Raw genomic sequence first — 24,508 nt, 5'->3', positions numbered from 1 at the left:
AATCAGAAGGAGCAAGCGGTCCGACGGGGGTAGGCCGTCCGACGGGGGTAGGCCGTCCGACGGGGGTAGGCCGTCCGACGGGGGTAGGCCGTCCAACGGGGACAGGCCGTCCAACGGGGACACGGGGACAGGCCGTCCGACGGGGACAGGCCGTCCAACGGGGACAGGCCGTCCAACGGGGACACGGGGACAGGCCGTCCGACGGGGGCAGGCCGTCCGACGGGGTAACTTCGGGGTAACTTGCATCGCACCCGCGACCCCGCCCAATGCCCGATCCCGTAGCAGTCCCTTTGAACGTTCTGATCACCGGTGCCTCCCGTGGCATCGGACGGGCCTGCGCAGAAGCTTTCGCCGCAGTAGGGCACCGGGTCACCGCCCTCGCCCGCACGGCGGAGCAACTGACCACGCTCAGAGATAAATACGGAGACCACATCGAACCCCTCGTCGCCGACCTGATGCAAGAATTGACGCTGACAACCATATACGATGTAGTGGTGCTGAACGCGGCTTTTTACGCCCCCGGGGGTCTCCTCGACGCACGCGATGTGTACGCCGAAAGCTTCGTCCTGAACGTACTAGCCAATCACCGCCTGGCCCGCCAGTTGCTACCTAGTATGCGCGCGCGGGGCCGGGGCCACTTAGTGGTGATCGGCTCCACGGCCACCGATCGAACCTCCCCCCACATGACGGCCTACGCGGCGACAAAGAAAGCGCTGCGGGGGCTTTACGAGGGGTGGGAACTTGAACTGGCGGACACAGGAGTGCTAACGACGCTGATCGCGCCCGGCGCTACCCTGACCAGTAGCTGGGACGGGGAGACCCTGCCGCCCCGCATGCTAGCTGCTGCGGACGTGGCCGCGCTAGTGTACCGGGCCGTGGCGGAGGGGCTCACCGGAAGGATCGTGCTGCGAGCCGACTAGCCGCCGTGGCGGTCCATAGGCTGTAAGCGGGTGGCGTATCTTCGCTGCTGCCGATGAACGTGTTGCTGCTGCCCCTCCTCTTGCTGTTGTGTACGCCCCTGTGGTCGCAGGCGGACGGCGGTGGCTCCGTCATCTTCCCCGCCGAGCGCCTTACGGAGCTACGCGAGGAACTGGTGTACGAGCCCGAAGAAGAGCGGGAGCTTGTAGAACCGCTGCAGCCCATCGACTGGAACCTGCAACTGGATAACCTGCGCTCGCCCCTGGTGCTTGCCATTGCCATAGCCCTACTGCTGGGACTGGGCCTACTGATCTACCGTATCCTGGGCGACCTGGAGGTCAAGCGCCGCCGGCAGCACGAAGCGGAGGCCCAGGGCGTGAACGTAACCGAGATCGTAGAGGAAGAACTCGTCGAGCAGGGCGTCTCCCTCAGCCTGCTGGAGCGGGCCGAGGCGGCCGGACAGTACGACATTGCCGTGCGGCTACTCTACATCGCCCTGCTGAAGTCGCTGCAGGATGCCGGGCTGCTGCGCTACCGCCGCGACTTCAGCAACCGCGACTACCGGCAGCAACTGCGGGAGCACCCCGCACAGGCTGACTTCGTGCGCGTCACCCAGGCTTACGAGCGCTACTGGTACGGGAAGTACCCCATCGACCGGCTCAGCTACCGGCTGGTATATAAGGATTTCGGTGCGCTTACCGATCGGATCGCCCCGGCCATCACAACTTCACCGCATGGCTAGGCTGAGCGTATGGAAGTACGTCCTGGGCTGCCTAGCGGTACTGAGTCTCTACGGCTGCCCATCGACGCGCTGGTACGAAACCTACGACTACGAGGGCAAGGACCCCTACGAGCTCTACGGCCTCTACCAGTTGCTCTCCGCCCGGCCCGAAGGACTTACCCTACTGCGGGACAGCAGCGACCTGGCCCAACTCGACTCCGTCACCGGCACCAACTACCTCTTCCTGGGTCATTCTCCTTTTTATCAGGAGCAGGCCGTGACGGGGCTTCTCGACTACGTGGAGCGGGGCAACACCGCCTTCCTGGCCGCCAACGAAGTACCCGAAGACCTTGCTTACCATCTTTTCGGCGACGACTGCTACTACGGCGCGTTCGAGGACTACGGCTACTACGGCGACGAACGTTTTCCCAGTGTGCAGGTCGATTCCGCGGTAGCCTACCGCTACCCCGCTGGCGATAGCTTCCAGTTAGTGCTGGTGCGCCGCCATAAGCCCGCCTATTTCAGTCTGCGCACCATCAGCGACCGCCTGCTCTGCGACGAAACTCTCGACAACCAGGTGCTGGGCGCGCTCGATACCAGTGGCATCAACTTCATTCGCCTGGGCTGGGGCAAGGGTAACTTCTACTTCCATTCTGACCCGATCTACTTTACCAACTGGTTTCTGCTCGACTCGCTGCAGTACCGCTACCCCGAGGCCATGCTCTCCGTCGTCGGCACCGGCCCGGTGTACTGGGATGAGTACCACCGCCGCTTTCGTCAGGACCCCACCGGCAATAACCCCCAGACGGTACAGCGCGACTATACCGGCGGCCGCAACCTCCTCAACGGCAACCCCACCCTGCGTTACGTCCAGGAGCGACGTGAACTGGCCTTTGCCTGGTATACCCTCCTGGCGGGTGTTTTCCTCTTTGTCATCTTCCGGGGGCGGCGCAGGCAGCGGATCATCCCCATCATCCCCCGGCGCGAGAATAGCAGCAAACGCTTCATCGACACCATCAGCCGCCTGGTGTACCAGAAGGGCAACCACGCCCAACTCGCCCAGCGGGAACTGGCTAGCCTACGCTTCCACCTCAATCACCGCCGCGGCGTCCGCTGGACGGAGGGCCAGCCACCCCCCGACGACCTAGCCGAGCGCACCGGCCTGCCGCAGGAGGTCGTGGACCGGGCACTGACACAGATCCGCGTCGTCTCGGCCGGTAAGAAACTGGAGGATGGTGACCTATTGCGGTTCTACCGGGCTATCGAGCCGTTGTATGGGGTGTAGTTCACCATAGAGGCGAAAGAGGGTTTCACAAAGGTTTCACGGAGGTATCCATGGTTTAGGCTCATGTATCTGTATGGCCCTCTAGCGCCAGCGGCGCTGGCCTCCATTCCCTAACTGCCTCTGTGAGACCTCCGTGAAGCCCTTCGTGTGGCCCCTTTAGGGGACTCTGTGGTGAATGTCTACAAAATTTTAATATCGTAGCTCATCTCGTACACGTCATTCGGCTCCAAGCTGATGATGCCCTCCTTGTGCGCGAACTCCCCGTCCCCCTCCGCCGCATCCGCCAGCCCGATCCAGGGCTCCAAACAGATAAAATCACCATTCGTTTTAGCCCACACGCCCAGGTGCGTCCAGCCCGCGTAGTCGAGTTTGAGCACGGGGCCGTGGTTGCGGCTCTCCAGGTTCACGCTGCGCGATTCGAGGTCCTTAAAGACCAGTGCATCTTGGGCGAATAGCTCGTGGGTTAGGGGCAGCACCTTGCCTCCCTCTGTCCAGGGTACGGGCCGGGTGTCGGTATTGCTTACGGTGCCGGCATCCGTCACTTGGTAGCTCACGCTATCCTCGGCGTGCTCGAAACGCAGGTAGTAATCCTCATAGGTATCTCCGACATAGAAGGGCACACGGAAGGCCGGGTGACCGCCTAGGTGGAACAGCATCGGCCGGTCATCGCGGTTGAGCACCTCGTGGTACACGATCAGGTGCTCGTTGCGTAGCCGGAACGTGATGCGAAAATCGAAGTGGTAGGGATACACCGCATAGGTTTCCTCGCTGGAGCAGAGGCGGAACACCAGGCGGTCCTCCCGCTTAGAATACAGCTCCAGCTGATCATTATGACGGATGATGCCGTGCTTTGGAATGGCATACTCCCGGCCCTCAATCCGCGTTTTACCTTCCTTGAGGTTACCAATGATCGGAAAAAGGACTGGGGCGGTACTGGCCCACACGGCTGGGTCACCGCTCCAGATGTACTCCTGCCCCGTTTCGCGCTTCACCAGGCTCTTCAGTTCGGCGCCGGTGCCTTGTACGGTGATCCGAAGCAGCTCGTTTTCCAGGTGGTGGTCCATCGAAAGGGTAGTAAATTGGTTGCCCCAAAGTACTCATTTAAGGCGTTTCCGGCTTGCGTGGCACCCTTCTCCTTCTCGTGTTCGTTTCGTCACTGGCCCGGGCACAGCAGGATACGCTGTCGTTCCATCCCGCCCCTGGTGTGTTCGCCCAGACCCAAAGGGTAAGCATTCGGGGCGGGGCCCCGATAGCTATCGGGGGTGCAATCTTTTATAGTACGGACGGTAGCACGCCCAGCCTCCGATCTGCGCCCTACACCGGTTCTCCCATTCGTGTTTCCGCATCGCAAGTCCTACGTGCAGCCGTGTTCACGGGCAGTGAACAGCAAGGTCGCGCCATAGGGGGAAGCTACCTGATCGGGGAACCCGAATCCGAATTACTGACCGTTTCCGTCGGCATCGATCCCTGGCGGCTCTTCTCACCCACTTCCGGCTGGTTCATGCCCGGCCCGGATGCCGGCCGCGACCTGTGGGACCCCCGCGGCGCCAATTGGTGGACCCACGCCGAGCACCCCGCCCACGTCGACCTAATCGAGGCTGACGGCCGGGTGGTGCACGACGGTACGCTGGGCCTGCGGATGTTCGGGGGGGTGAGCCGGATGCACCCCCAAAAATCATTTTCGCTCTCGGGCCGTAAGGAATACGGCAACAAGCGCATCGACTATCCCCTATTTGGGAAAGACGCCCCGCAGACCTTCCGTTTCCTGGTGGTCCGCAACGGCGGCAGCGACTGGGGCCGCAGCTTCATCCGCGATGCCCTGCTCTCGAGCTTACTCGTGGACGCGAGCTGGGATCTCGACCACCAGGCCAGCCGCCCGGTGCGGGTATACCTCAACGGTGCCTACTGGGGTATGTACCACCTGCGCGAAAAGATCAACCCGCGCTACCTGGCCGAGCACCATCCGGGGGTAGACAAGGATTCACTGAGCTTACTGGAGCATCAGCAGACCCTCAAGCACGGCTCGATTCGGGAGTACCGCGCGCTGCATGACTTCATCACTACCCAGGACCTCTCCGACACTGCCGTATTCTCCGGCTTGAATGAGCTCATGGACGTGGATAACTTTCAGCGCCTGCAGATCGCCCAGACCTACTTCGACAACCGCGACGCCGGCGGCAACATCCGCTACTGGCGCCCCGACAGGTCGGACGGGCGCTTCCGCTGGATCCTCTACGACGTAGATCAGGGCTTCGGCCTCCACCGCCAGGAGGGCTGGACCATCAATACCCTCGCCTTCCTCACCGACCCGGCCGGCCCCAGCTGGCCTAACCCGCCCTGGTCGACCCTCTTCCAGCGCCGCCTGCTCACCAACGCCACCTACCGCCGCACCTTCGTTAACCGCACGCTTGATTACCTCAACAGTGACTTTAGTCCCGAAGCCGTCGCCGAGCAAACCGAGCGCACCATCGCCGGCGTAGTCGACGAAATGCCCCGCCACCTCCGGCGCTGGGAGCAGTCCGAACGCCAGTGGCAGTACCACCTCGACCAGCTACGCCGCTTCGGGCAGTACCGGCCGGCTAACCTACGGGAGCACTTTCGCGCGTACTTTTCCGCTGGGGCCGACCGTAGCGTGTCGCTTACGGCTGGCCGCGGCGGCTACATCGTGCTCAACGACAATCTTCACGTTGGTAGTGACGGACTAGCGGGCACGTACTTTGCCAACTTCCCGATCACCCTACGGGCCGTACCTGAGCCCGGCTACCGCTTCGTTGGCTGGCGCGGCGGCACCTCAGCTACCGACGATTGTGCCACGCTCTATCTTCAGGAGGACCGGGAATATGTCATCACGGCACAGTTCGAGCCAGCCCAGCACCCCCTGGCGGACCGCATCATCATTCACGAGCTCTGCCCCCGCAGCAAGGCCGGCGGCGACTGGGTCGAGCTACTCAATCGCAGCGAAACCCCCGTCAGCTTAAAGAACTGGTTCCTAATTGACGACAGTCAGCGCCGCTACACCTTCCCCGACGTGCTACTACCCCCCGGCGGCTACCTGGTCGTGTGCCAGAAAGAGGAGAGGTTCCGCGCCACCTACCCCCAAGTGCCCGATTTCCTCCCCGGCCTACCCTTCGGCCTAAGCAAATCCGGCGACCGTATCGGCCTCTACGCCGCCGACGGCAGCTACGTCAATGCCCTGAGCTACACCCTGCCCGCCCACCCCGACACGGCCTTCACCTACGCCCTGACTCTCCCCGAACTCGACAACGCCCCGCCCGAAAACTGGGTCGTGGAGCCCGGCCCCGGCACCCCCGGTGCCCCTAACCCGGTCTACCTTCAGACTACCCTGTTGCCCCGCCGTACTTACTGGACGCGGATCAGCATCGGGGTGGCGGTGTTGCTGGTGGTGGGTCTTGTTAAGGGGTTAAGGAGTTGAGGGGTCAAGGAGTTAAGGGTGGCTTTGCTCGCTTCGCTCGTTTGCGTTGCACCTGCGGCCCCGCCCACCTATCACGCCTGATACGCATGTCACACCCCGCACCCGAGCGAAGCGAGCATCCCCGTACCTTTACTCCTTAACTCCTTGCCCCCTTAACTCCTTGACCCCCTTGCAAGACCTCATTTACGGCCGCCACCCCGTCCTGGAAGCACTAGCCGCCGGACAGCCCGTCGACAAGGTGTACCTGCAACAGGGCACGCGGGGGGAATTCGAGAAGGAACTGCGGCAGGCCTGCAAGCTGCACGAGGTGCCGATGACGCTGATCCCGCAGGCGAAGCTGCAGCGGATGGTGCGCGGCAACCACCAGGGCGTAGTCGCCCAACTCGCGGCGGCAGCCTACCAGCGGGTGGAGAACGTACTACCGCAGGTGTACGAGCGGGGGGAAATACCACTGTTTTTGCTGCTGGACGGCGTGACGGACGTGCGTAACCTCGGCGCCATCGCCCGCTCGGCCGAGGTGTGCGGGGCGCAGACCATCATCATACCCCAGAAGAACAGCGCCGGACTGACCCCCGATGCCGTCAAAAGCAGTGCCGGAGCCCTGGCCCGCCTGCCAGTGTGCCGCCATAAGAGTATGGTCAATACCGTGGAGTTCTTGCAGTTGAGCGGGGTGCAGGTGATCGCCAGCGACCTCAACGCCGCCCGCTACCTGGAGGAGGTGCCGCTGACCGGGCCACTCTGCATCGTGATGGGGGCCGAGGACGAGGGCATCAGCGAGGGGGTGGCCCGGGCGGCCGACATCACCTTCCGCATCCCCCAGGCGGGTACGCTCAATAGCTTCAATGTGTCGGTGGCGGCGGGGATTTTGCTGTTCGCGGCAATGAAGGCGCGGATGTAGCTATATTTACCCCAAATTGTTTTAAAACCCAGATGTCTCCCGCAACCTCCAAGGCCGGTGTGCTCGATCGTAGTATCGCGAGCCTGAAGGGCATCGGTCCGGCCAAGGCGGAGCTGCTGGCGAAGGAACTGATGATCTTCTCCCTGGGCGACCTGGTGTACAGCTACCCCTTTCGGTACGTAGACCGCACGCAGTTTCACCACATCATCGACCTCCTGCCCGATCAGGGTAACGTGCAGATTAGGGGGAAGCTCGTGACCATGGTGACAAAGGGCGAGCACCGAAAGAAGCGCCTGGTAGGCCGGCTGCGCGATGAGAGCGGGGCGGCCCTGGAGCTGGTGTGGTTCCGCGGCGTCAACTACCTCGACCGAACCTACAAGATTGGGGAGGAATATGTGGTGTACGGTAAGGTAGAGGAGTTCAATGGCAAGCTCAGCATCACCCACCCGGAGATGGAGCTGGCCAACCGGGCGGTGACGGAAGAAGCGGCTACCTTCGAGCCGGTCTACGCTAGCACCGATAAGCTCAACAAGCGGGGGCTAGATACGCGCGGACGGCGTAAGCTAATCCGCGTGGTGCTGGACCAGCTCAGTCCCGCCGATCTGCCGGATATGCTGCCGCCCTACCTATTACAGGAACTGCGGCTGATATCGCACTACGACGCGGTGCGAGCTATCCACCTCCCGACCGACCAGGCGGAACTAGAGGCGGCGCGGCGGCGTCTGAAGTTCGAGGAGCTATTCCTGCTGCAAATGCGGCTGCTCCAACTAAAGGTGAGCCGGGAGGCACGGGTGGCGGGCTACGCCTTCGGACAAATCGGTGACTACTTCAATACCTTTTTTCAGGATCACCTGCCGTTCACCCTCACCGGGGCACAGAAGCGGGTGCTGCGCGAGATCCGCCAGGACCTCGGCCGCGGCATCCAGATGAACCGCCTACTACAGGGCGACGTGGGCTCCGGTAAAACCATGGTGGGACTGATGTCGATGCTCATGGCCCTCGACAATGGCTTCCAGGCCTGTATGATGGCCCCCACGGAGATCCTGGCTTACCAGCACTACGAGTCAATCCAGGAATACCTGCAGGAGATGGACGTACGCGTCGCCTTCCTCTCCGGCAACGTAAAGGGCCGGGCGCGGCGTGAGCTGCTGGAGGACCTGGCCGAGGGGCGTATCCACATCTTGCTCGGTACCCACGCCCTGATCGAGCCACCGGTGGTATTCAAAAACCTGGGGCTAGCCATCATCGACGAGCAGCACCGCTTCGGGGTGAAGCAGCGCGCCAAACTGTGGAAGAAAAATACTCCCTACCCGCCCCACGTACTGGTGATGACGGCCACTCCCATCCCCCGCACCCTGGCCATGACCGCCTACGGTGACCTGGACGTGAGCGTGATCGACGAGCTGCCCCCGGGCCGTACGCCCATCAAGACGGTGCACTTCACCGAGCACCGCCGCGAACGCGTCTTCGGACGTATCCGGGAGGAGATCGCCAAGGGGCGGCAGGCCTACGTCGTTTACCCCCTCATCGAAGAGAACGAAAAGCTCGACCTGCTGGCCCTCGAAGCCGCCTACGACGAGATGCTCGACCGCTTCCCCCGACCCGAATACCAGATCAGCGTAGTACACGGCAAGATGAAGCCCGAAGACAAGGACTTCGAAATGGCCCGCTTCAAGAACGGCGAGACCCAGATCATGATGGCCACCACCGTGATCGAGGTCGGCGTGAACGTGCCCAACGCCACCATCATGGTCATCGTACACACGGAGCGCTTCGGTCTGAGCCAGCTGCATCAGCTACGGGGCCGCGTGGGCCGGGGGGCGGAGGAGAGCTTCTGCATTCTGCTCTCCAGCGTCAAGCTCAGTAAGGAGAGCCGCCAGCGCATCAAAACCATGGTCGATACCACCGACGGCTTCAAGATCGCCGAAGCCGACCTGCGGCTACGCGGACCGGGAATGATCGACGGCACCCAGCAGAGCGGCCTGCTCCAGATGCGCATCGCCGACCTAGCACAGGACGGCCGCATCCTTTCTGTAGCCCGCGACCGGGCCAAGGACATCCTGGAGCAGGACCCCCAGCTGCAACGACTGGAGCACCGCATGCTCGGCCGCTACCTCGACCACCACCTTAAGGCGGTCAAGGGCTGGAGTTTGATCTCGTAGGCGGCGTAGCTCCCCTGCTAGGGCAGCTTCACGAATTTCCGTACCAACTGACGGTCTCCCTCAATCACGCGCAGGGTATAGGTACCCATCGGCAGGTCGGTCACGTCGAGCTTGTCCTGCAGTAGCTCTCCGTCCTTATCGTACTGGAGGTTCCGCACCAGGCGGCCGTTGATGTCAGTAATTACTACCGTTACCCTACCGCTGCGATCGCTCTCCAGACGGAAATTGAGGCTACTGGCGGTGGGGTTGGGAAAGAGCGTCAGGGCGGGCGCGGGCGCAGGTGCATCAAAAATGCGCAGGCCGGCGGTAGCGGGATCCTCGTCGGTCAGGAACTGCTTCTCACAGTTATCGGCTTTGCCTCCCAGGCCACTGGGTAGTGACTTGGTGAGGCTCAGGGCGATCTTGTCGAGCAGCGTGAAGGACTCACGGTTAGCCACCGTCAGCGTGTGTACGCCGGCCTCCAGGTTGAAGGAGACATCCGTTCCGTTGTCGTTCACCTTCACCCACTGGAAGCCCTCGGTGAGAATCTCGGTGCCACCAATGTACTTGGAGAAATTCATCCAGGGCGAATCGTCGATCTTGACCCAGAAGGAGTTGCTGGCACTACGCCAGGCGTTCATGCGGAAGAACAGGTGGTAGCGTCCTCCCTCGGGAAGGTCTACCGTGGTAGTGAGCTGGGAGCCCGGTCTATCCATGGTAGGCGCGGAGAAGCGAGTCGGTCCACTGTAGCCGATAAACATTCCGTTGGAGGCGGAAGCACTGCTGCGGGTGAGCCAGTCGCTCGGGTAGTCGGCACATTCCGCCTCCATCCAGTTGTCGCCGTCGTACTGCGTCACCGATTCACAGGCATCACCGATGCCGTCGCCGTCACTATCGAGCTGGTCCGGGTTAGCTACGGCGGGACAGTTGTCGCGGTAGTCCAGCACGTAGCCGGCGGGGCGTTCACAGGCCGAGACATACGTATTCGGGTCTCCGAAACCGTCGTTGTCGAAGTCGGCAAAGAAGAGCTTCCGGTAGATGACGGTCGGATCCAGGGGATCGCAATCGAATTCATCGGGATTACCGTCGTTGTCGTCATCGGCGTCACAGGCATCGCCCTGACCGTCTGCGTCGGTATCGAGCTGGTCGGGGTTGGCTACCGTAGGACAGTTATCCTCTGCATCCGGGACGCCATCGCCATCGGTATCTTCCACTTCCGGCTCCCGTGCGGTGGCGGTGATCTGCACCACGTCGGTTGCCGTAGCACCCGCATCGTCGGTGACCGTGAGCGTGACCAGGTAGGTTCCGGCAGCGAAGGTCGCCGTAGGATCAACACCGGTGAGCGTATCACCATCCGTCCAGGTCCACTGGTAGGCTACGATCGTACCGTCCGGGTCGCTGGAACCACTACCGTCGAACTGTACCTCGAGAGGTTCCTCGCCGGTCAGGGGGCTGGCGGCAGCTACCGCGACCGGGGGCTGATTTTCGGCGGCCTCCACGGTGATGGTGACGGTATCGGAGTCCGTAGCTCCATCATCATCCGTCACGGTCAGTACGACCGCGTAGGTGCCGGCTTCCACGAAGGTCGCCGATACGGTAGCTTCGGTAGCGTCGTCGGCTCCGGGTATCGTCCAGACGTAGGTGGTGATGGTGCCGTCTTCATCCGTCGAGCCGGTACCGTCTAGGGAAACGGTCAGCGGCGCAGTGCCCGAGGTGGGGGTAGCGGTAGCGATTGCTACGGGGGCAATATTCTCGGGTTCGGGCTCGGGTTCGGTTACTGTCACCGTGACGGTGTCACTGGCCGTGGCCCCATCGTCATCCGTGACCGTAAGTACGATCGCGTACTCGCCGCCAGTCGTAAGGGTGACTGACGGATTTACCTCCGTTACGTCGGCCCTTCCGGGTACGGTCCAGGTGTAGGTCACGATGGTACCGTCCTCATCACTTGATCCGCTTCCATCTAGCTGCACCTCCAATGGCGCGGTACCACTGGTCGGCGTAGCGGTGGCTACGGCCACTGGTGCAGTATTTTCGGGCTCAGGCTCCGGTGCGGTCACCGTGACTAGCACCGTATCCGCATCGGTAGCACCGTCATCGTCCATCACGGTAAGTACGATCGCGTACTCCCCGGCCTCCTCAAGGGTTACTACCGGATCGGCCTCGTCAAGGTCGTCGCGGCCGTCGATCGACCAAACGTAGTCCACGATGGTGCCGTCTTCGTCCGTAGAGCCGCTACCCATCAGCTGTACTTCCAGCGGGGCGGTGCCCGTTGTTGGCGTAGCGGTAGCCACGGCTACGGGAGCGACATTTTCCGGTTCTGGCTCTGGCTCCGGCTCTACCACGGTGATGGTGACCGTATCCGAAGCGGTAGCTCCGTCATCATCCGTGACCGTAAGGACCACCGGATAGGTACCGGCGGTGTCGAAGGTCACGGTCGGCGTAGGCTCGCTGAGCGTATCCCGATCGGGCACGGCCCAACGGTAGCTTACGATCGAGCCGTCCTCATCCGAAGAGCCGGTAGCGTCCAACTGCACGACTAGCGGGGCGGTACCCGTGGTCGGGGTGGCGGCAGCTACAGCGGTGGGGGCGAGGTTACCGGGTTCGACGACGGTCAGGGTCATCACTTCGGAATCAGTGGCGCCCTCATTATCGGTTACTGTGAGGGTGATGTCGTAGGCATTCGGCACGGTGAATGTAGCGGTGGTCACCTCACCTTCCGCCGAGCCATTCTCCCACTCCCAGCGGTAACTGACGATGGTGCCGTCGGGGTCAGAGGACTCCGTAGCATCGAGCGTCACGGTCAGCGGCGCGATGCCACTGGTTACGCTGGTCTTACCGCGGGCTAGGGGGGGCTGGTTAGCGGGTGCTTCGTCACAGGCATCGTCGTCTTCTCCGAATCCAGTAGGCACGTCCTGCTCGGTGCTGATGTGCACCTTATCGAGCTGTACTCCAGATTCGTTAAAGGCAATGTCGATCGTGTTGATGCCGCTATTGAGAGCAAACGGGCTGTTGCTACTCTCGTTCCAGACGAAGCTACCGTAAGTCGTGACTCCGTTCCATACCATCCACTCGCCATCGTTGATACGAATCCAGTAGGCATCGCTCGCTTCATCAGCCGCAAACGTGCGGGCGAAGAGGTAGTATGACCCTTCCTGTACACTGTCTAGGGTAAAGCGTACCCGGCTTTCCGGTTGATCGGCGGGTGGGGCTTCGGTAGCCTCGGTTCCAATGTAGGTCACGTACCTCCCTTTCGAGGCAGCTGCATCACGCACAGTGGTCCAGTCACTACCCACCGTGGCGCACTCGGCCTCGAAGGTAAAGGAAGTCTTTCCGGGTTCCGGTGCGGGCTCGCTGGGTTCGTCACATTCGTCTCCCAGGCCATCGCCGTCGGAGTCGGTCTGATCTGGATTAGCCACCGTAGGGCAGTTATCCGTATTGTCGAGCACATAGCCATCGGGCTGCACACAGGCTACAATACTGTCAGCGGGATCGCCGAACCCATCGTTGTCCGTATCGGCGTAGTAGCTCTGGGAGCTGGTGAAGGTCGCGTCGAGGGGATCGCAGTCCTCCACATCGGGAACCCCGTCGTTATCGTCGTCCTCGTCACACAGGTCGCCTAGTCCGTCGCCGTCCGTATCCGTCAGATCGTCCGAGCTTACCTCCGGGCAGGTGTCATCGCTATTCTCGACGTAGCCGTCCGGTTGTTCACAGGCCTGTAGGGGGGAAGCCGGATCACCGTAGCCATCCCCATCGGTATCGGCGTAGTAGACGAAAGTATTCTGGTTGGGATTAAAAATAGTTGGGCAGTTGTCCTGCGTATCCTCTACGCCGTCACCATCCGTATCTACACCGGATGCCAGTGACTCGATGGTCACCACGTCGGTATCCGTAGCCCCGTCATCATCCGTGACCGTTAGGGTCACCTCATACGTGCCGGCGGGAAAACTAGCCGATACGGCAGGTCCTGCCGTGGAATCTTGTCCCCAGTTCCAGGCGTAGTTCACGATGCGGCCGTCTTCATCGGTGGAGGCGGTACCGATCAGGTTTACCTGTAGCGGGGCAGCACCCCGCGTAGGCCGCGCCGTAGCGCGGGCAACCGGAGGTAGGTTTTCGGTACCCCCCACCGTGACGGTGACGCGGTCCGTACCCGTTGCCCCCTCATTATCGGTCACCGTAAGCAAAAAGTCATAGACACCTTCGGCCGTAAGCTCGACGCTGGGGGTGGGCCCCTCAAGGGTATCCCTACCGTACACCCACCGGTAGGCGACAACGGTGCCATCGGTATCGCTAGAGCCACTTCCATCGAGCTGCACGAGCAACGGAGTAGGACCGGCGGTAGGGGTAGCGGTGGCTACGGCTACCGGACGGCGGTTGAGACTGGTCCCACAGTTGAAGGCTGTATCCCCCGCGTCTGTAGGCAGTGAATTATCGAAGTCGATGTGTAGTTTATCCAGACGGGTACCGTTTTCACGCACGGCAATATCGATGGTGTTGTAGCCCTGCCGGAGACTAAAAGGGCTATTCACGAGCTCGGCCCAGTGGAATACTCCGTCTACCCGGATATTTTTGGTCCACACGAGCCAGCTGCCATCGTTGACGCGGATCCAGAAGGAGTTGTCAGCGGTATTATCGGCACGTATACGTCCGAACATGTGGTAGCGGCCGGAACGCGCTTCCTCCAGTACGAAACGTACCCGGTTATTCGGTACATCTGCCGGTGCAGCGTTGATCGACTCCTGGGACAGACTGACGACGTAGCTACCGTTGGAGGCGACCGGATCATCACTGGCGATGGACCAATCCGCGCCTACCTGGGCGCACTCGGCTTCCAACCAAAATACATTGACCCCCTCTACCGAAGTGTCACAAGCATCCCCGATGCCATCGCCATCTACGTCGGTCTGGTTAGGGTTGGGTACGCTGGGGCAGTTGTCCGTATTATCGATTACGTAGCCGGCGGGCTGATTGCAGGCCGTGATGAAGGTGCTGGGATCACCAAAGCCGTCCCGGTCGAAGTCGGCGTAGTAGGTAGCTCCGCTGCTTTGATCTGGGTCCCGTGGGAAACAGTCCTGTCCATCGTTGACCCCGTCCCCATCGTCATCCGGATCACAGGCGTCCCCGATTCCGTCCCCGTCCAAGTCACTCAGATCGGTGGAAAAGCGGTCCGGGCAATTGTCCAGCGCATTGTCTACGTATCCTTCCGGGATCACACAGCCGAGGATCGTTTCATTGGGATCTCCGTAGCCGTCCTCATCAAAGTCGGCATAATAGGTATCTTGACTTTGATCCGGATTGGCTACCGTGGGACAGTTATCCACTACGTCGCGGATACCATCGCCGTCCGTGTCCGTGTCGTCCCGGCCCACCTGTACATTGACCACATCTGAGTCCGTGCCCCCCTCTTCGTCGGTTACGGTAAGGGTTACGGCGTAATTGCCGGCTGAAAAGGTCACCTGCGGCTGAATGCCCACGGCCGTACCACCGCCATTCCACTTCCAGTCGTAGGCGATGAGCACCCCGTCAGGATCGGTGGATGCGCTACCGTCTAGGAGTACGGATAGGGGCTCCAGTCCACTCGAGGGGGTAGCAGTTGCTACGGCTACGGGGGGCTCGTTGACGAAATCACCGCAGTTTCTGGCGGGCTGTCCCAGTCCGGTCGGCAGTTGATCTTCCACGCCCACGTGGAGTTTGTCCAGCAGCACGCCGGCTTCCCGGTACGCTAGATCGATAGTGGACGTGCCGTCGGGCAATTCGAATGGGCTACCCAGCAGCTCGTTCCATTCGAAGGTCGCGCTCTGGACGATTCCGCTCGACCAGCGCACCCATTCTCCAGCATTCACCCGGAACCAGAAAGAATCACTAGCGCCGGTCTCGGCAAGTATACGGGCGTAGATATGGTACACCCCGGGCTGGGCACCGTTGACGGTAAACCGTATCCGGTTGGCGGGCACGTCCGCCGGAGCCTCGTTGAGCGAATTTCCGGTGGGGAATACGACGTAGTCCCCGCGGGAGGCATCTCGCCCACTGGCCGTCCGCCACCCCGCACCTACCTCGGCGCATTCGGCTTCGAGCCAGAATTCCTGACGCCCTACCACAGAGGGGTCACAGGTGTTTCCGACGCCATCGTTATCGCTGTCTAGCTGATCGGCATTAGCTACCGCCGGGCAGTTATCCGTATTATCTAGCACGTACCCAGCCGGTTGGCTACAGGCCACGATGCTACTATCTGGATCGCCGAACCCATCTCCGTCAAAGTCAGCGTAGTAGGTACCGGATTCCCGGAAGCGGGGATTGAGCGGGCTGCAATCTTCCGCGTCGGGTACTCCGTCACCATCGTCATCATCGTCGCACTGATCACCAATGCCATCCCCATCCGTATCCGTCACATCCGAGGAGGTGAACTCGGGACAGTTGTCGTTGGCGTTCACTACGTAACCCAACGGTGCCTCACAGGCTTCTACGAATACCGCCGGATCGCCCAGGCCATCGTTGTCCGTATCGGCGTAGAAAGTGGGCAGTATCTGAGAGGGGTTAGCAATAAGGGGGCAGATATCCTCACTATTGGATATTCCGTCGCCGTCCGTATCCTCATTTCCATCCAGTACCCGCAGGGTAGCCACGCCGGAAGAGCTGGTGTTCTCGTTGTCGGTGACCGTGAGGGTGATATTGTAGTTGCCCACCTGCTCGAATACCACGGTGGGATCGACGCCCTCGGCCTCGCCGGTAGACCACTCCCACTCGTAATTGGTGATGAAGCCATCGGAATCACGCGATTCGGATCCGTCGAGGGTAACCGTTAGCGGAGCCGTACCGTAGGCCGGCCGGAGGTTAATCAGTGCAATGGGCACCTGATTGATGCTAGCACAGTTGATGGCATCCTCACCAAAGCCGGTCGGGATACGTCCGTCCAGGGAGAGGTACAGCTTATCCAATTGCGCCCCACCTTCCCGGTAGGCGATATCCAGCGAAACGGTACCGTCGGGCAGATCGATGCCCCCCGTTTCTCCAGTAGCCTCAGTCCACTCCCAGACGTTGTAGGTGAAGCCCCGGTACCAGCGGAACCACTCCCCTTCATTGAAGCGCACCCAGAAGGAGTCACCGTCCACACCGGTAGTAAAGGTGCGGCCGAACAAACGGTACCTACCGGCCTGTACGTTGCGGATGGTGAAAGACACTTTATTCTCCGCGATATCCGCCGGCGGCTCCGTAGTGGAGATGCCGCGGGGGAATACTACATAGGCACCTCCCGAAGCACTATCACTCCGGACGGTCTCCCAGCCCGCTCCTACCTCGGCACACTCGGTTTCCAGCCAAAAAATACTGGTGCCGGTAGCCGACCCGTCACAAATGTCACCTACTCCATCGCCATCACTATCAATCTGGTTAGGGTTGGCAATGTCGGGACAGTTATCGGTATTGTTTTCTACATAATTGGCGGGGGGCAGGGCACAGGTGGCAAAGCCATTGGCGGGATCGCCAAATCCGTCACCGTCCAGGTCAGCGTAGTAGAACACCGCCTCCCCTACCCGTGCGTTGAAGGGCTCGCAGTCGTCGATGTCCCGTACCCCATCGTTGTCGTCGTCCGGATCACAGGCATCGCCGATGCCATCGCCGTCGGCATCCGCCAGACTACTTGAGTTGACGGTCGGGCAATTGTCCAGCCGGTTGGCCACGTAGCCGGGAGGCACCACGCAGGATTCCAGGGGTTGGCGGGGATCGCCGTAGCCGTCCCGGTCCAGGTCGGCGTAGTAAGTTACCGGCGTGGTGATGGAGATTGTCAGCGTGGTCGTTGCCGTGGGGCAGCCGTTCTTTCCTCCTACGGTGTAGGTGTAGGTTCCCGATGACCCGCTGGCTGGATTGAACTGGTCCGGCACTACCCGACCGTCTAGCGTCCAGGTACCTCCCCGCTGGGGATTTCCACCCAGGGCAAAAAGCCGATCGTAGAGGCTGAAGGTTCCACTGCTGCCACAGGTCGCGATACTTCCGCCCGTACCGGCGGTAGGCGTATCCAGGTCCTGGTCGATAGTGACGCGCTCGCTGGCCGTACAGCCTCCGGCACTGGTGGCCTCAGCGCGGTAGGTACCGGTAGCGGTTACTACCAGGGTGTCGGCCCGACTCAGGATTTGGTTGGCAGCGTTGTACCAGACGATGGCCGCCGAGGTATCATCCGATACGGCGGCCAGGGTAATCGATTCTACCGAGCAGTTGATCGTTTGCAGCGGAGCCTCGATCCGTAAATTGGACGGTACGGCACCCTCCAGTACCTCCACCGTGCTGGTCAAAGGGCAGTTCGGGGCGGTAGTAGCCAGCGTATAGGTGCCCGCTACGCTTACGGTGGGGTTAGCCTCCGTGGAGGTGAAACCCGCCGGCCCAGTCCAGCGGTAATTACCGACCGATACCCTACCGGTGAGCTGAACGCTGCCGGTATTACAGTTAAGGACCTTGTCCTCCCCCCCTACGTTAGCATCTACCGTACAGTTGATGTCCGTGTCGCGGACCGTCAGCGTGAAGGTCGAGGAGGCAGTCAGTTTATTATAATCGGTGCCCGTCACCCGAATGCGAAACTGTTGGCGGGCAGCGGCTACCTCCGCACGGATGGTGAAAATTCCCGTGCTGGGGTCCAGTACGATCCAGGACGGAAGCGCGCCTCCGTCTTCGAGGGTGGCGGTATAGGTTAGTTTGTTACCGGCGTATCCCTTATCAAAGTAGGTACTTACGTCGTAGGCCTGCTCCTGGAGAACATCGACACTTAACCCGGCGATCTGACTGGCACTAGGCACCGCCTGTGGCCGTACGTTGATCATATAGATCACGTTGTCCTGCCAGTCACAGTTTCCCTGTCCCTGACCACATCCGTTACCAATGTTGTCCTGGAGCACGATGTATTCATTAGGGATCACCTCCCCGTTCGCCTTGATCGCCTTGTACACGCGTACTCCTACGATCTGATCCTTCAACTCGCCCTTGAGGTTACCCCCTAGGGAGTTGTACCCGTTAATGGTTAGGCTGAAGGGACCGGGAATGGTAGGTTTACGTGCACCGGCCACGAAGGGAATATCGTCCTTCAGCCAGGGCAGTAGTGCCTGGAACCAGTCACGCCCGTGATCGAACTGTAGCAGGACATCATTATTCGGGCTCCGGAAGGTGGTCGTATTCGCGCCCCGGCTGTGCAGAGCGGCTAACTGTAGTGCGACAACCTCCTTACCGGGATCAGCCTGCACGAAGTAGTCCGAAAGGATCAGGTCACCCTCCCTGCCCGCATCGACGGCTGCGGCCGAGGGCACGTCCGAGCTAGGGCGAATAATAAACTCGCCGTTGGCGTACCGGCCCATTTCCGTCCCGAACCCGAAGGCTTCGAACAGCTGTTGGGTAGTAATTTCCGAGCTTCCCTCCGGCGTTTGCATCCAGGCACCCCGTAGGATCGCCTTAGCGTTGGCCCCGTTGTCGGCATTCGATTCGATGACCAGCCGCTCGGTGACCAGCCGGCGGTAGGGGGGGGCGGTGGTCACGAAGCGCAGCACGGCATCCACGTAGGTGCCGGGCGCGATGCGCAGTCCCTCCTCCGGCACGGTAAGTCCGGTGACGATGAAGTTGTCGGTATTCGTAGTGGTGAGCCGGCGGATGACCAGCGGCGTGCTTCCGTCGTTGTGAATACGCATCGTGTTCTCCAGCCGGGTAATGGTCGTATCCTGCTGAAAATTGACGGGCCGCTCTATCTTATTAAAGGTATAAAAGGTATCGGCCGGTAGCCCCCGGTCGCTGTAGAGCAGCGTGGTCATATTCTCCAGACGGATGACCGCACCCGTACTGGGCACCAGCGTAAAGGAACGCACCGCCACGCCCTCATTGCCGCGTGCATCGGTTACCGTAGCCCTCACTATATTGCTCTGGGCGGTAACACCGTTGGGTAGCGTCACCGTAAATGGACCGGTATACCGCGTAGGTCCCCGCCCGTTCAGGGTGTAAAAGATATCCCCCACACTACCACTACCCGACTTATCGGTGGCCGAAAGGGTCACCGTGGCCTGTCCGTAGTATTCTCCGGCAGGATTGGTGCTGCCGGCAACACTAATGGTGATTTCCGGAGCAAACACACTACTATCCACGGGTACGATGTCCACGTAGATGAGCTTGGTATTGCCGTTGGCCGGCGCACCCTCGTCATCCAGAGTAAGCTTACCGTCGCTTACGCGTACCGTATCGACCCCCACCGCGAAGGTGCTGGTACCGGAAGGAATGAAATCTTCGATTAGCGTTTGCCCCTCGGCCCGTACGGTGTGCCGGCTGTTAGTATTCGTAGGGTCGCCGGCCGCGAGTTGTACCCGGTAGAGTCCATTGGGTACGGCGATCTCCCAGTCCCGCGGACTGTCCTGCCCGAAAGGCTCGAGACTGTTGAAAGAGCGCAGCAGTTTATCGTCGTCCGAGCTGGAGTTCGTGATATCCCGCTCGTCTCCCCGAGCCGCGGCCGTATTGTCTAGGGGTTGCTTTGTGACGGGGTCGATCCAGCCGTAGGTCTGCCCATTACCCCGTTTGCCGTAGGCGAGACCTATGTCGGCCAGGTAGCCGGTCGGCGGCGAGAAGGAATCGTCCTGAAAGTTGATCTTGAGCGTGCCGTCCTCCGCCGGCTCGTTCACGGTGGCCGTGATGCGCAGTACGGCCGACTCGAAACCCGCTGCCGTAGCCGTCACGGTGCCCTCGTACACGCCGAAGGCCAGCTGCCGCCCGTCTACCGTGATGTCGATCTGCTCCCCGTAGGTATAGCTGCTGGGTACGATAATCCAGGGATCGCTGGGGGTCAGCGCCACGGCATCCTCGAGAATATCGGTATTAGCGATCAGCTCGGTGGTGTACTGTCCCGAAAGCTCGCCCACCGTAGCGCTCACGCGCAGCACGTCAGGCTCAAAGGCCAGGGCCGGCTCGGGAGCCACGTAGGGCTTCACGTTGGTCACCAGGAAGAGGTAGTCCTGGTAATCTCCGTTACTAGCATCCTCAAACCCCACCAAATAGGCGTTGGCAATCGGTGCCCCCTCACGGTCGCGCGCGGGATACACGCGTGCCCGGTGGGCCACTCCGTCCGTATTCAGGGCGTCCTCCGTGTAGTTGAAGCGGGAAAAGGAGTTCGAGTAGACGTACAGTCCGAAGGCACCCCGGCGGGGCGTAAACGAGGTAGTCCCCGAAGTCTGGGGCGGAAAAAGGGTCTGGGCCGCGGGCAGTCCGTCGGCCAGCACCCCCACCTGATTGGTCGTAAGCTCTCCGTTCACCCGACTGTACCAGCCAAAGGGCAGCGTTTCGGCGGGACTGTAGCGCGCCACGGGTACCATCTGCACCTCGCCGGGCCCGGCCGCTTCGAAGAGTGGCTCTAGCACCTCCTCTCCCTGGGCGGTCGCTGCGGTGGTATTTTCCAGCGTAGTCCAGCCTACGTTCACGTCATAGCCCAGCGCATTGACCACATCCTGTAGCGGCGGCTCCCCGGTGCCTTCGTACTTCTGCGTTTTTAGTCCGTACAGCCCTAGCTGGAAGCTTCCGGACTCGGTATTCGTAGTAAATACAAGGCTACTCTCCTGATACCCCAGATCGCTCAGACCACCTCCCGGCTTAAAGGTTACGGTATAATCCTGCGCGGCCGCCGGTGCAAGCGTAACGGATTTGGGACCAGCCACGCTGAAGTTGCCGGCAAACTGCCCGGCTCCGATGCGCACTCCGGTGATTTCCAGGGGCGCATTACCCGTGTTCCGGATGGTCACGGTCTTGGTATCCTCCTGGGGTGCCGGTCCCTGGACGGAAGCCTCAAAGATGAGTTCGTCGGGGGTGGCGGTCACCACGGGGGCCAACACGACCTGGGCGGGGGCTACGTTGGTTACGCGCACTACGATGTCCTGGTAGTCGAAGCCATTGATGTGCTCCTCGAAGGCCAGGATGTAGATGTTATCTACGCCGGGCTGCTCATAGACCCGCACGTGATGGGGAATGGCCCGCTCAAACGTATTGAGCACATCCTCCAGGTACACGTAGCGGTCGTCGAAAAAGGGCCACCGGCTGTAAAAGCCAAACGTTTTATCGCCGGGGTCGAAGGAAGTCACGCTAGACCGGGTGAGGTCGGGCTGTAGCGTACGGGCCTGCCCGTTGGCGCTACCTACCGATAGCAGCTCGGAGGCGGAGGAGGATATACCGCTCTCATACCAGCCGAAACCGACCACCGGATCGTTGGCCTTGGGTCCGTATACGGCTAGCACCTCTAGGGTGACCGGGTTGCCCGCGATGGCCCGCTGGAAGTACTGGATGCGCTGCTCGTCGCCCAGTATATCATTATAGGACGCATTCCCCGGCAGGTCAATTTTGTTGGTAGCCGGGTCCTGGTCCCCTACGTTGATCGCCAGGTTGTAGGTATCGAATATCTGCTGAAGGGAGGGCTCATCGTTGTTGCCGGGCAGGTTGGTGCCCAGCCCCCGCAGTTCGATCTCAGCCCGCACTTCCGTGTTCTCACCGGTCACCAGCAGCGTGGCAAATTTCGAGCCCGGGGTGGTGGGGTTGAAGTTCAGCAGCACGGTGGCCCGCTTGTTGGGATCGATCAGCGTGGGGAGGGTGGAGGCCGTGACCTTGAACTGATCGGCGTCCGGCCCCGTGATCGTCACCTTAGGCTGGAGGAGGGCGGCGTTGCCCCGGTTGATGATGCTCACGATGATGTCCTCACCGGGCACTCCATCGGCCACGTCATCCGTGATCACCGCGAGTGGGTCGACCTCAATGGTAGGCTGGGGGGAGGAGTTCTCATTCGGGCGCACCAGTACGATGCCCTGCCGGCCGTAGTCGGCTACGTATAGGTTGCCCGTCACGCGATCCTCGATGATGTCGAGCGGGTCTTTGAATCCCGACAGGCCGGGAATCTTCTCCTTACTGGTGAGGATGTCTCCGTTGGGTCCGTTGGGAAGCAGCGCGATGATGTCGTCACCGGCACTGTAGCGGCACACCAGCAGGGCGCCCTTCAGCTTGCCGCCTTCGGCCTCACTGCGGTACTCAATCACGCCATTGGGGGAAAAGCCGTAGCCGAAATTATAGGCCACACCCCGGTAGTTGGGGTCGGGGCTGACCGAGTTGTCGTAGCCCACCACATCCACTGGACCGCGGTTCAGGACGAACTCGCCCCGCCGCGGATTGGCGTGCCCGTAGAATCCGATGTTCTTTTCCGGATCGACGCGAAAGAGGAAGTCACGCTGCGTATTGTTGCCAAAGGTAGCCGGAATGACCGGATACTTCGGATCGCTATAGTCGTAGAACTCGCCGTTGGGCCGGCGGGTGCCGTCTACCGAGGCCGGGGTGTTACTACCGCCGGCCGTTCCGTTGGTGGGAATATAGAGCTGGCCGTTGCTGTGCCAGACCAGGTCGAAGGCGTTGCGGATGCCGGTCGCGAATATCTTCAGTGGCGCGTTGACGTAGTAGGGGTTGTAGGTACCGTTGTCGGGGTAGACCGTTCCGTTTTCCGTGTAGGTACCGGTGCCGGTGCCGAGGGTGGGCGAATTGACGTCCACCGCATTGATGGCAGCCTGGTCCTGGGTGGTTTTAGCGTCGAGCGGCCACTTGTTTGGGGGCAGCAGATCCAGATCCAGCTGGAGGGTAGCGGCGGAGAGGAGCCGCTCCTCCCGAAACCCCCACGAACGGTCGGGGGCACCACCGGCCGTGTTACTACCTACGTTGAAGTACAGCAGATTGGGCTGGCCGTCACGGAAGGCAAGGCCGTTGACCAGGTGGTCGCGCCGTGACCGGGGCAGGTTAGTGACCAGGAGGTCTTCCGTACCGAGATTAGCTCCCGATAGCCGGCTGATCTTACCGTCCCAGGCCGGCCCGTTGGTGAGCACCCCGGTGGAGTGGCTCACGAAGGCCACCGGATCGGTGGCCGGAGAGCGCGGATCGAACACCAGGCCGATGGCCGCACGGGCTCCGTACTTATCCTCGATCACCGTGATGGTCTTACGGTTGGAAAGCGCACCGCTACCCTGGGAATCCATATCCCAGCGGTCGATGGTGCCGCTGATACGCAGGCCGTAAAGCCTGCGGTCCGGGCCGATGGTCAGGGAGGTATAGACCTCGCCGGTGGCCACGTTACCGACCTGCACGAAGGAGACGCCGTCGAGGGGGTTGCGCTCGTCCGGTTTCTCGCCGGCGGTGGTGAAGGTGGCGGAGTAGGTCTCGAAGGTAGCGCCGGTGAGGTCCTTTACGCCGTCGATGACAAAGCGGTAGGACGTATTGGGTTCGAGCTGGGAGATCGGCGTGAGGTTAATGGCATCGCCACCCCCCGTCCCATTGGCGGAGGAGGGCACCTCGTTGCCAGTGGCTACCTCGAAGAGCTTGACGGTGCGGCTGTTGACGGTGCTGTTATCCACGCCAAAGATGCCGTCCTTACCGTTGGGCAGAAAGAGGTCATTAGCGGAAATGGAGGTAGTGAGACTTACATCCTGGGCGCCGTTGGCCGGGATGCTGCTCTTTACGCGGGGCGTGCCACCGGTTTGCCACAGACCGGCCTCCGGTAGGTGAGCGGCGGCGGAGTATCCTGGCACGAGTACACCCAGCGATAGGCTGATTGCAAAAACAAAAAATTTCACGAATACAAGTAAAGTGTTATTCATTTGTGCTAGTTTCGGCGATAACCGGCGGGGGATTAGGCACCGGATCACGATAGACCACCCGTACAAGTAGCCGCATTTCGGTAGGGGCGTAGCCGTAGTGTCGTAAGGACAAAGCTACTATTGTTTCACTCACCTATGCCCCACATGTGGGGCCACACCCGACCAATGATCGCGCGTTGGAGTGATGACTGGGGGAGGTAACAGGGGCAAGGATGGGGTGTACGGTTAACGAACTGCTAAAGTGCCTGCTTACCGCAGAACGTACTTTAACGTATGGGGTGCCTGAGTAGATACGGGGTAGCGTGCCGCTTAGTTTTCTTCAACGGGAGGTGATGACGTCGTCCCAACGGCAGGAATGGAGCGTAGTTCGGCGCTAGATGGGTGCTGGGGCCAGAGGAGTGAAGGCGAAATGAAGATATGTCCGCCCCGCTGCCTTTGGGTGGCACCTGCGGCCCCGCCCCCTGGGCCTGACGGTGGTACACCAAAATTTG

The 24,508-nt window shown here is 61.1% G+C and carries 8 protein-coding genes; 6 read left to right on the top strand and 2 right to left on the bottom strand.

Features of this window, described 5'->3' with window-relative positions; translation table 11 throughout:
• Positions 1-290: 290 nt before the first annotated feature.
• Genes ACOOHD_RS16150 through ACOOHD_RS16140 form a run of 3 tightly spaced genes read left to right on the top strand, consistent with a single transcriptional unit; the run spans position 291 to position 2,924 of the window.
• Positions 291-920: an SDR family oxidoreductase gene (locus ACOOHD_RS16150; protein WP_420458914.1), complete on the top strand. Its 630-nt coding sequence runs from the start codon at positions 291-293 to the stop codon at positions 918-920.
• Positions 921-973: 53 nt separating this feature from the next.
• Entirely contained in the window at positions 974-1,660 is a 687-nt protein-coding gene (locus tag ACOOHD_RS16145) for a DUF4129 domain-containing protein (RefSeq protein ID WP_420458913.1), read from the top strand.
• The gene (locus ACOOHD_RS16140; protein ID WP_420458912.1) at positions 1,653-2,924 is read left to right on the top strand and encodes a DUF4350 domain-containing protein; all 1,272 of its coding nucleotides are present in this window, start codon (positions 1,653-1,655) and stop codon (positions 2,922-2,924) included. The genes ACOOHD_RS16145 and ACOOHD_RS16140 overlap by 8 nt, the downstream gene beginning before the upstream one ends.
• Before the next feature lie 179 nt (positions 2,925-3,103).
• Here the strand turns inward: ACOOHD_RS16140 and ACOOHD_RS16135 are convergent, their stop codons facing one another.
• The gene (locus ACOOHD_RS16135) at positions 3,104-3,988 is read right to left on the bottom strand and encodes an aldose 1-epimerase family protein (RefSeq protein ID WP_420458911.1); all 885 of its coding nucleotides are present in this window, start codon (positions 3,986-3,988) and stop codon (positions 3,104-3,106) included.
• Between the two features lie 77 nt (positions 3,989-4,065).
• Here ACOOHD_RS16135 and ACOOHD_RS16130 point away from each other — a divergent pair, with 77 nt between their 5' ends.
• From ACOOHD_RS16130 to recG, 3 genes are all read left to right on the top strand, one after another.
• The gene (locus ACOOHD_RS16130; protein ID WP_420458910.1) at positions 4,066-6,357 is read left to right on the top strand and encodes a CotH kinase family protein; all 2,292 of its coding nucleotides are present in this window, start codon (positions 4,066-4,068) and stop codon (positions 6,355-6,357) included.
• 169 nt (positions 6,358-6,526) lie between these two features.
• Positions 6,527-7,255, top strand: a complete 729-nt coding sequence (gene rlmB / locus ACOOHD_RS16125) for a 23S rRNA (guanosine(2251)-2'-O)-methyltransferase RlmB (protein ID WP_420458909.1) — start codon at positions 6,527-6,529, stop codon at positions 7,253-7,255.
• Positions 7,256-7,287: 32 nt separating this feature from the next.
• The gene (recG, locus tag ACOOHD_RS16120) at positions 7,288-9,417 is read left to right on the top strand and encodes an ATP-dependent DNA helicase RecG (protein ID WP_420458908.1); all 2,130 of its coding nucleotides are present in this window, start codon (positions 7,288-7,290) and stop codon (positions 9,415-9,417) included.
• Positions 9,418-9,434: 17 nt separating this feature from the next.
• Here the strand turns inward: recG and ACOOHD_RS16115 are convergent, their stop codons facing one another.
• Complete coding sequence (locus ACOOHD_RS16115; protein WP_420458907.1) at positions 9,435-24,017, bottom strand: PKD domain-containing protein; 14,583 nt, start codon at positions 24,015-24,017, stop codon at positions 9,435-9,437.
• Positions 24,018-24,508: the final 491 nt, after the last annotated feature.

It is taken from the genome of Neolewinella sp., assembly GCF_965214665.1.
Taxonomy (GTDB): domain Bacteria; phylum Bacteroidota; class Bacteroidia; order Chitinophagales; family Saprospiraceae; genus Neolewinella.
This window is presented reverse-complemented; position numbering and strand designations above follow the sequence as displayed.

What these genes read in the sequence shown, in the direction of transcription:
- ACOOHD_RS16145 (WP_420458913.1), top strand. Translation starts at nt 974, where the DNA reads ATGAACGTGTTGCTGCTGCCCCTCCTCTTGCTGTTGTGTACGCCCCTG.
- ACOOHD_RS16140 (WP_420458912.1), top strand. Translation starts at nt 1,653, where the DNA reads ATGGCTAGGCTGAGCGTATGGAAGTACGTCCTGGGCTGCCTAGCGGTA.
- ACOOHD_RS16135 (WP_420458911.1), bottom strand. Translation starts at nt 3,988, where the DNA reads ATGGACCACCACCTGGAAAACGAGCTGCTTCGGATCACCGTACAAGGC.
- recG (WP_420458908.1), top strand. Translation starts at nt 7,288, where the DNA reads ATGTCTCCCGCAACCTCCAAGGCCGGTGTGCTCGATCGTAGTATCGCG.
- ACOOHD_RS16115 (WP_420458907.1), bottom strand. Translation starts at nt 24,017, where the DNA reads ATGAATAACACTTTACTTGTATTCGTGAAATTTTTTGTTTTTGCAATC.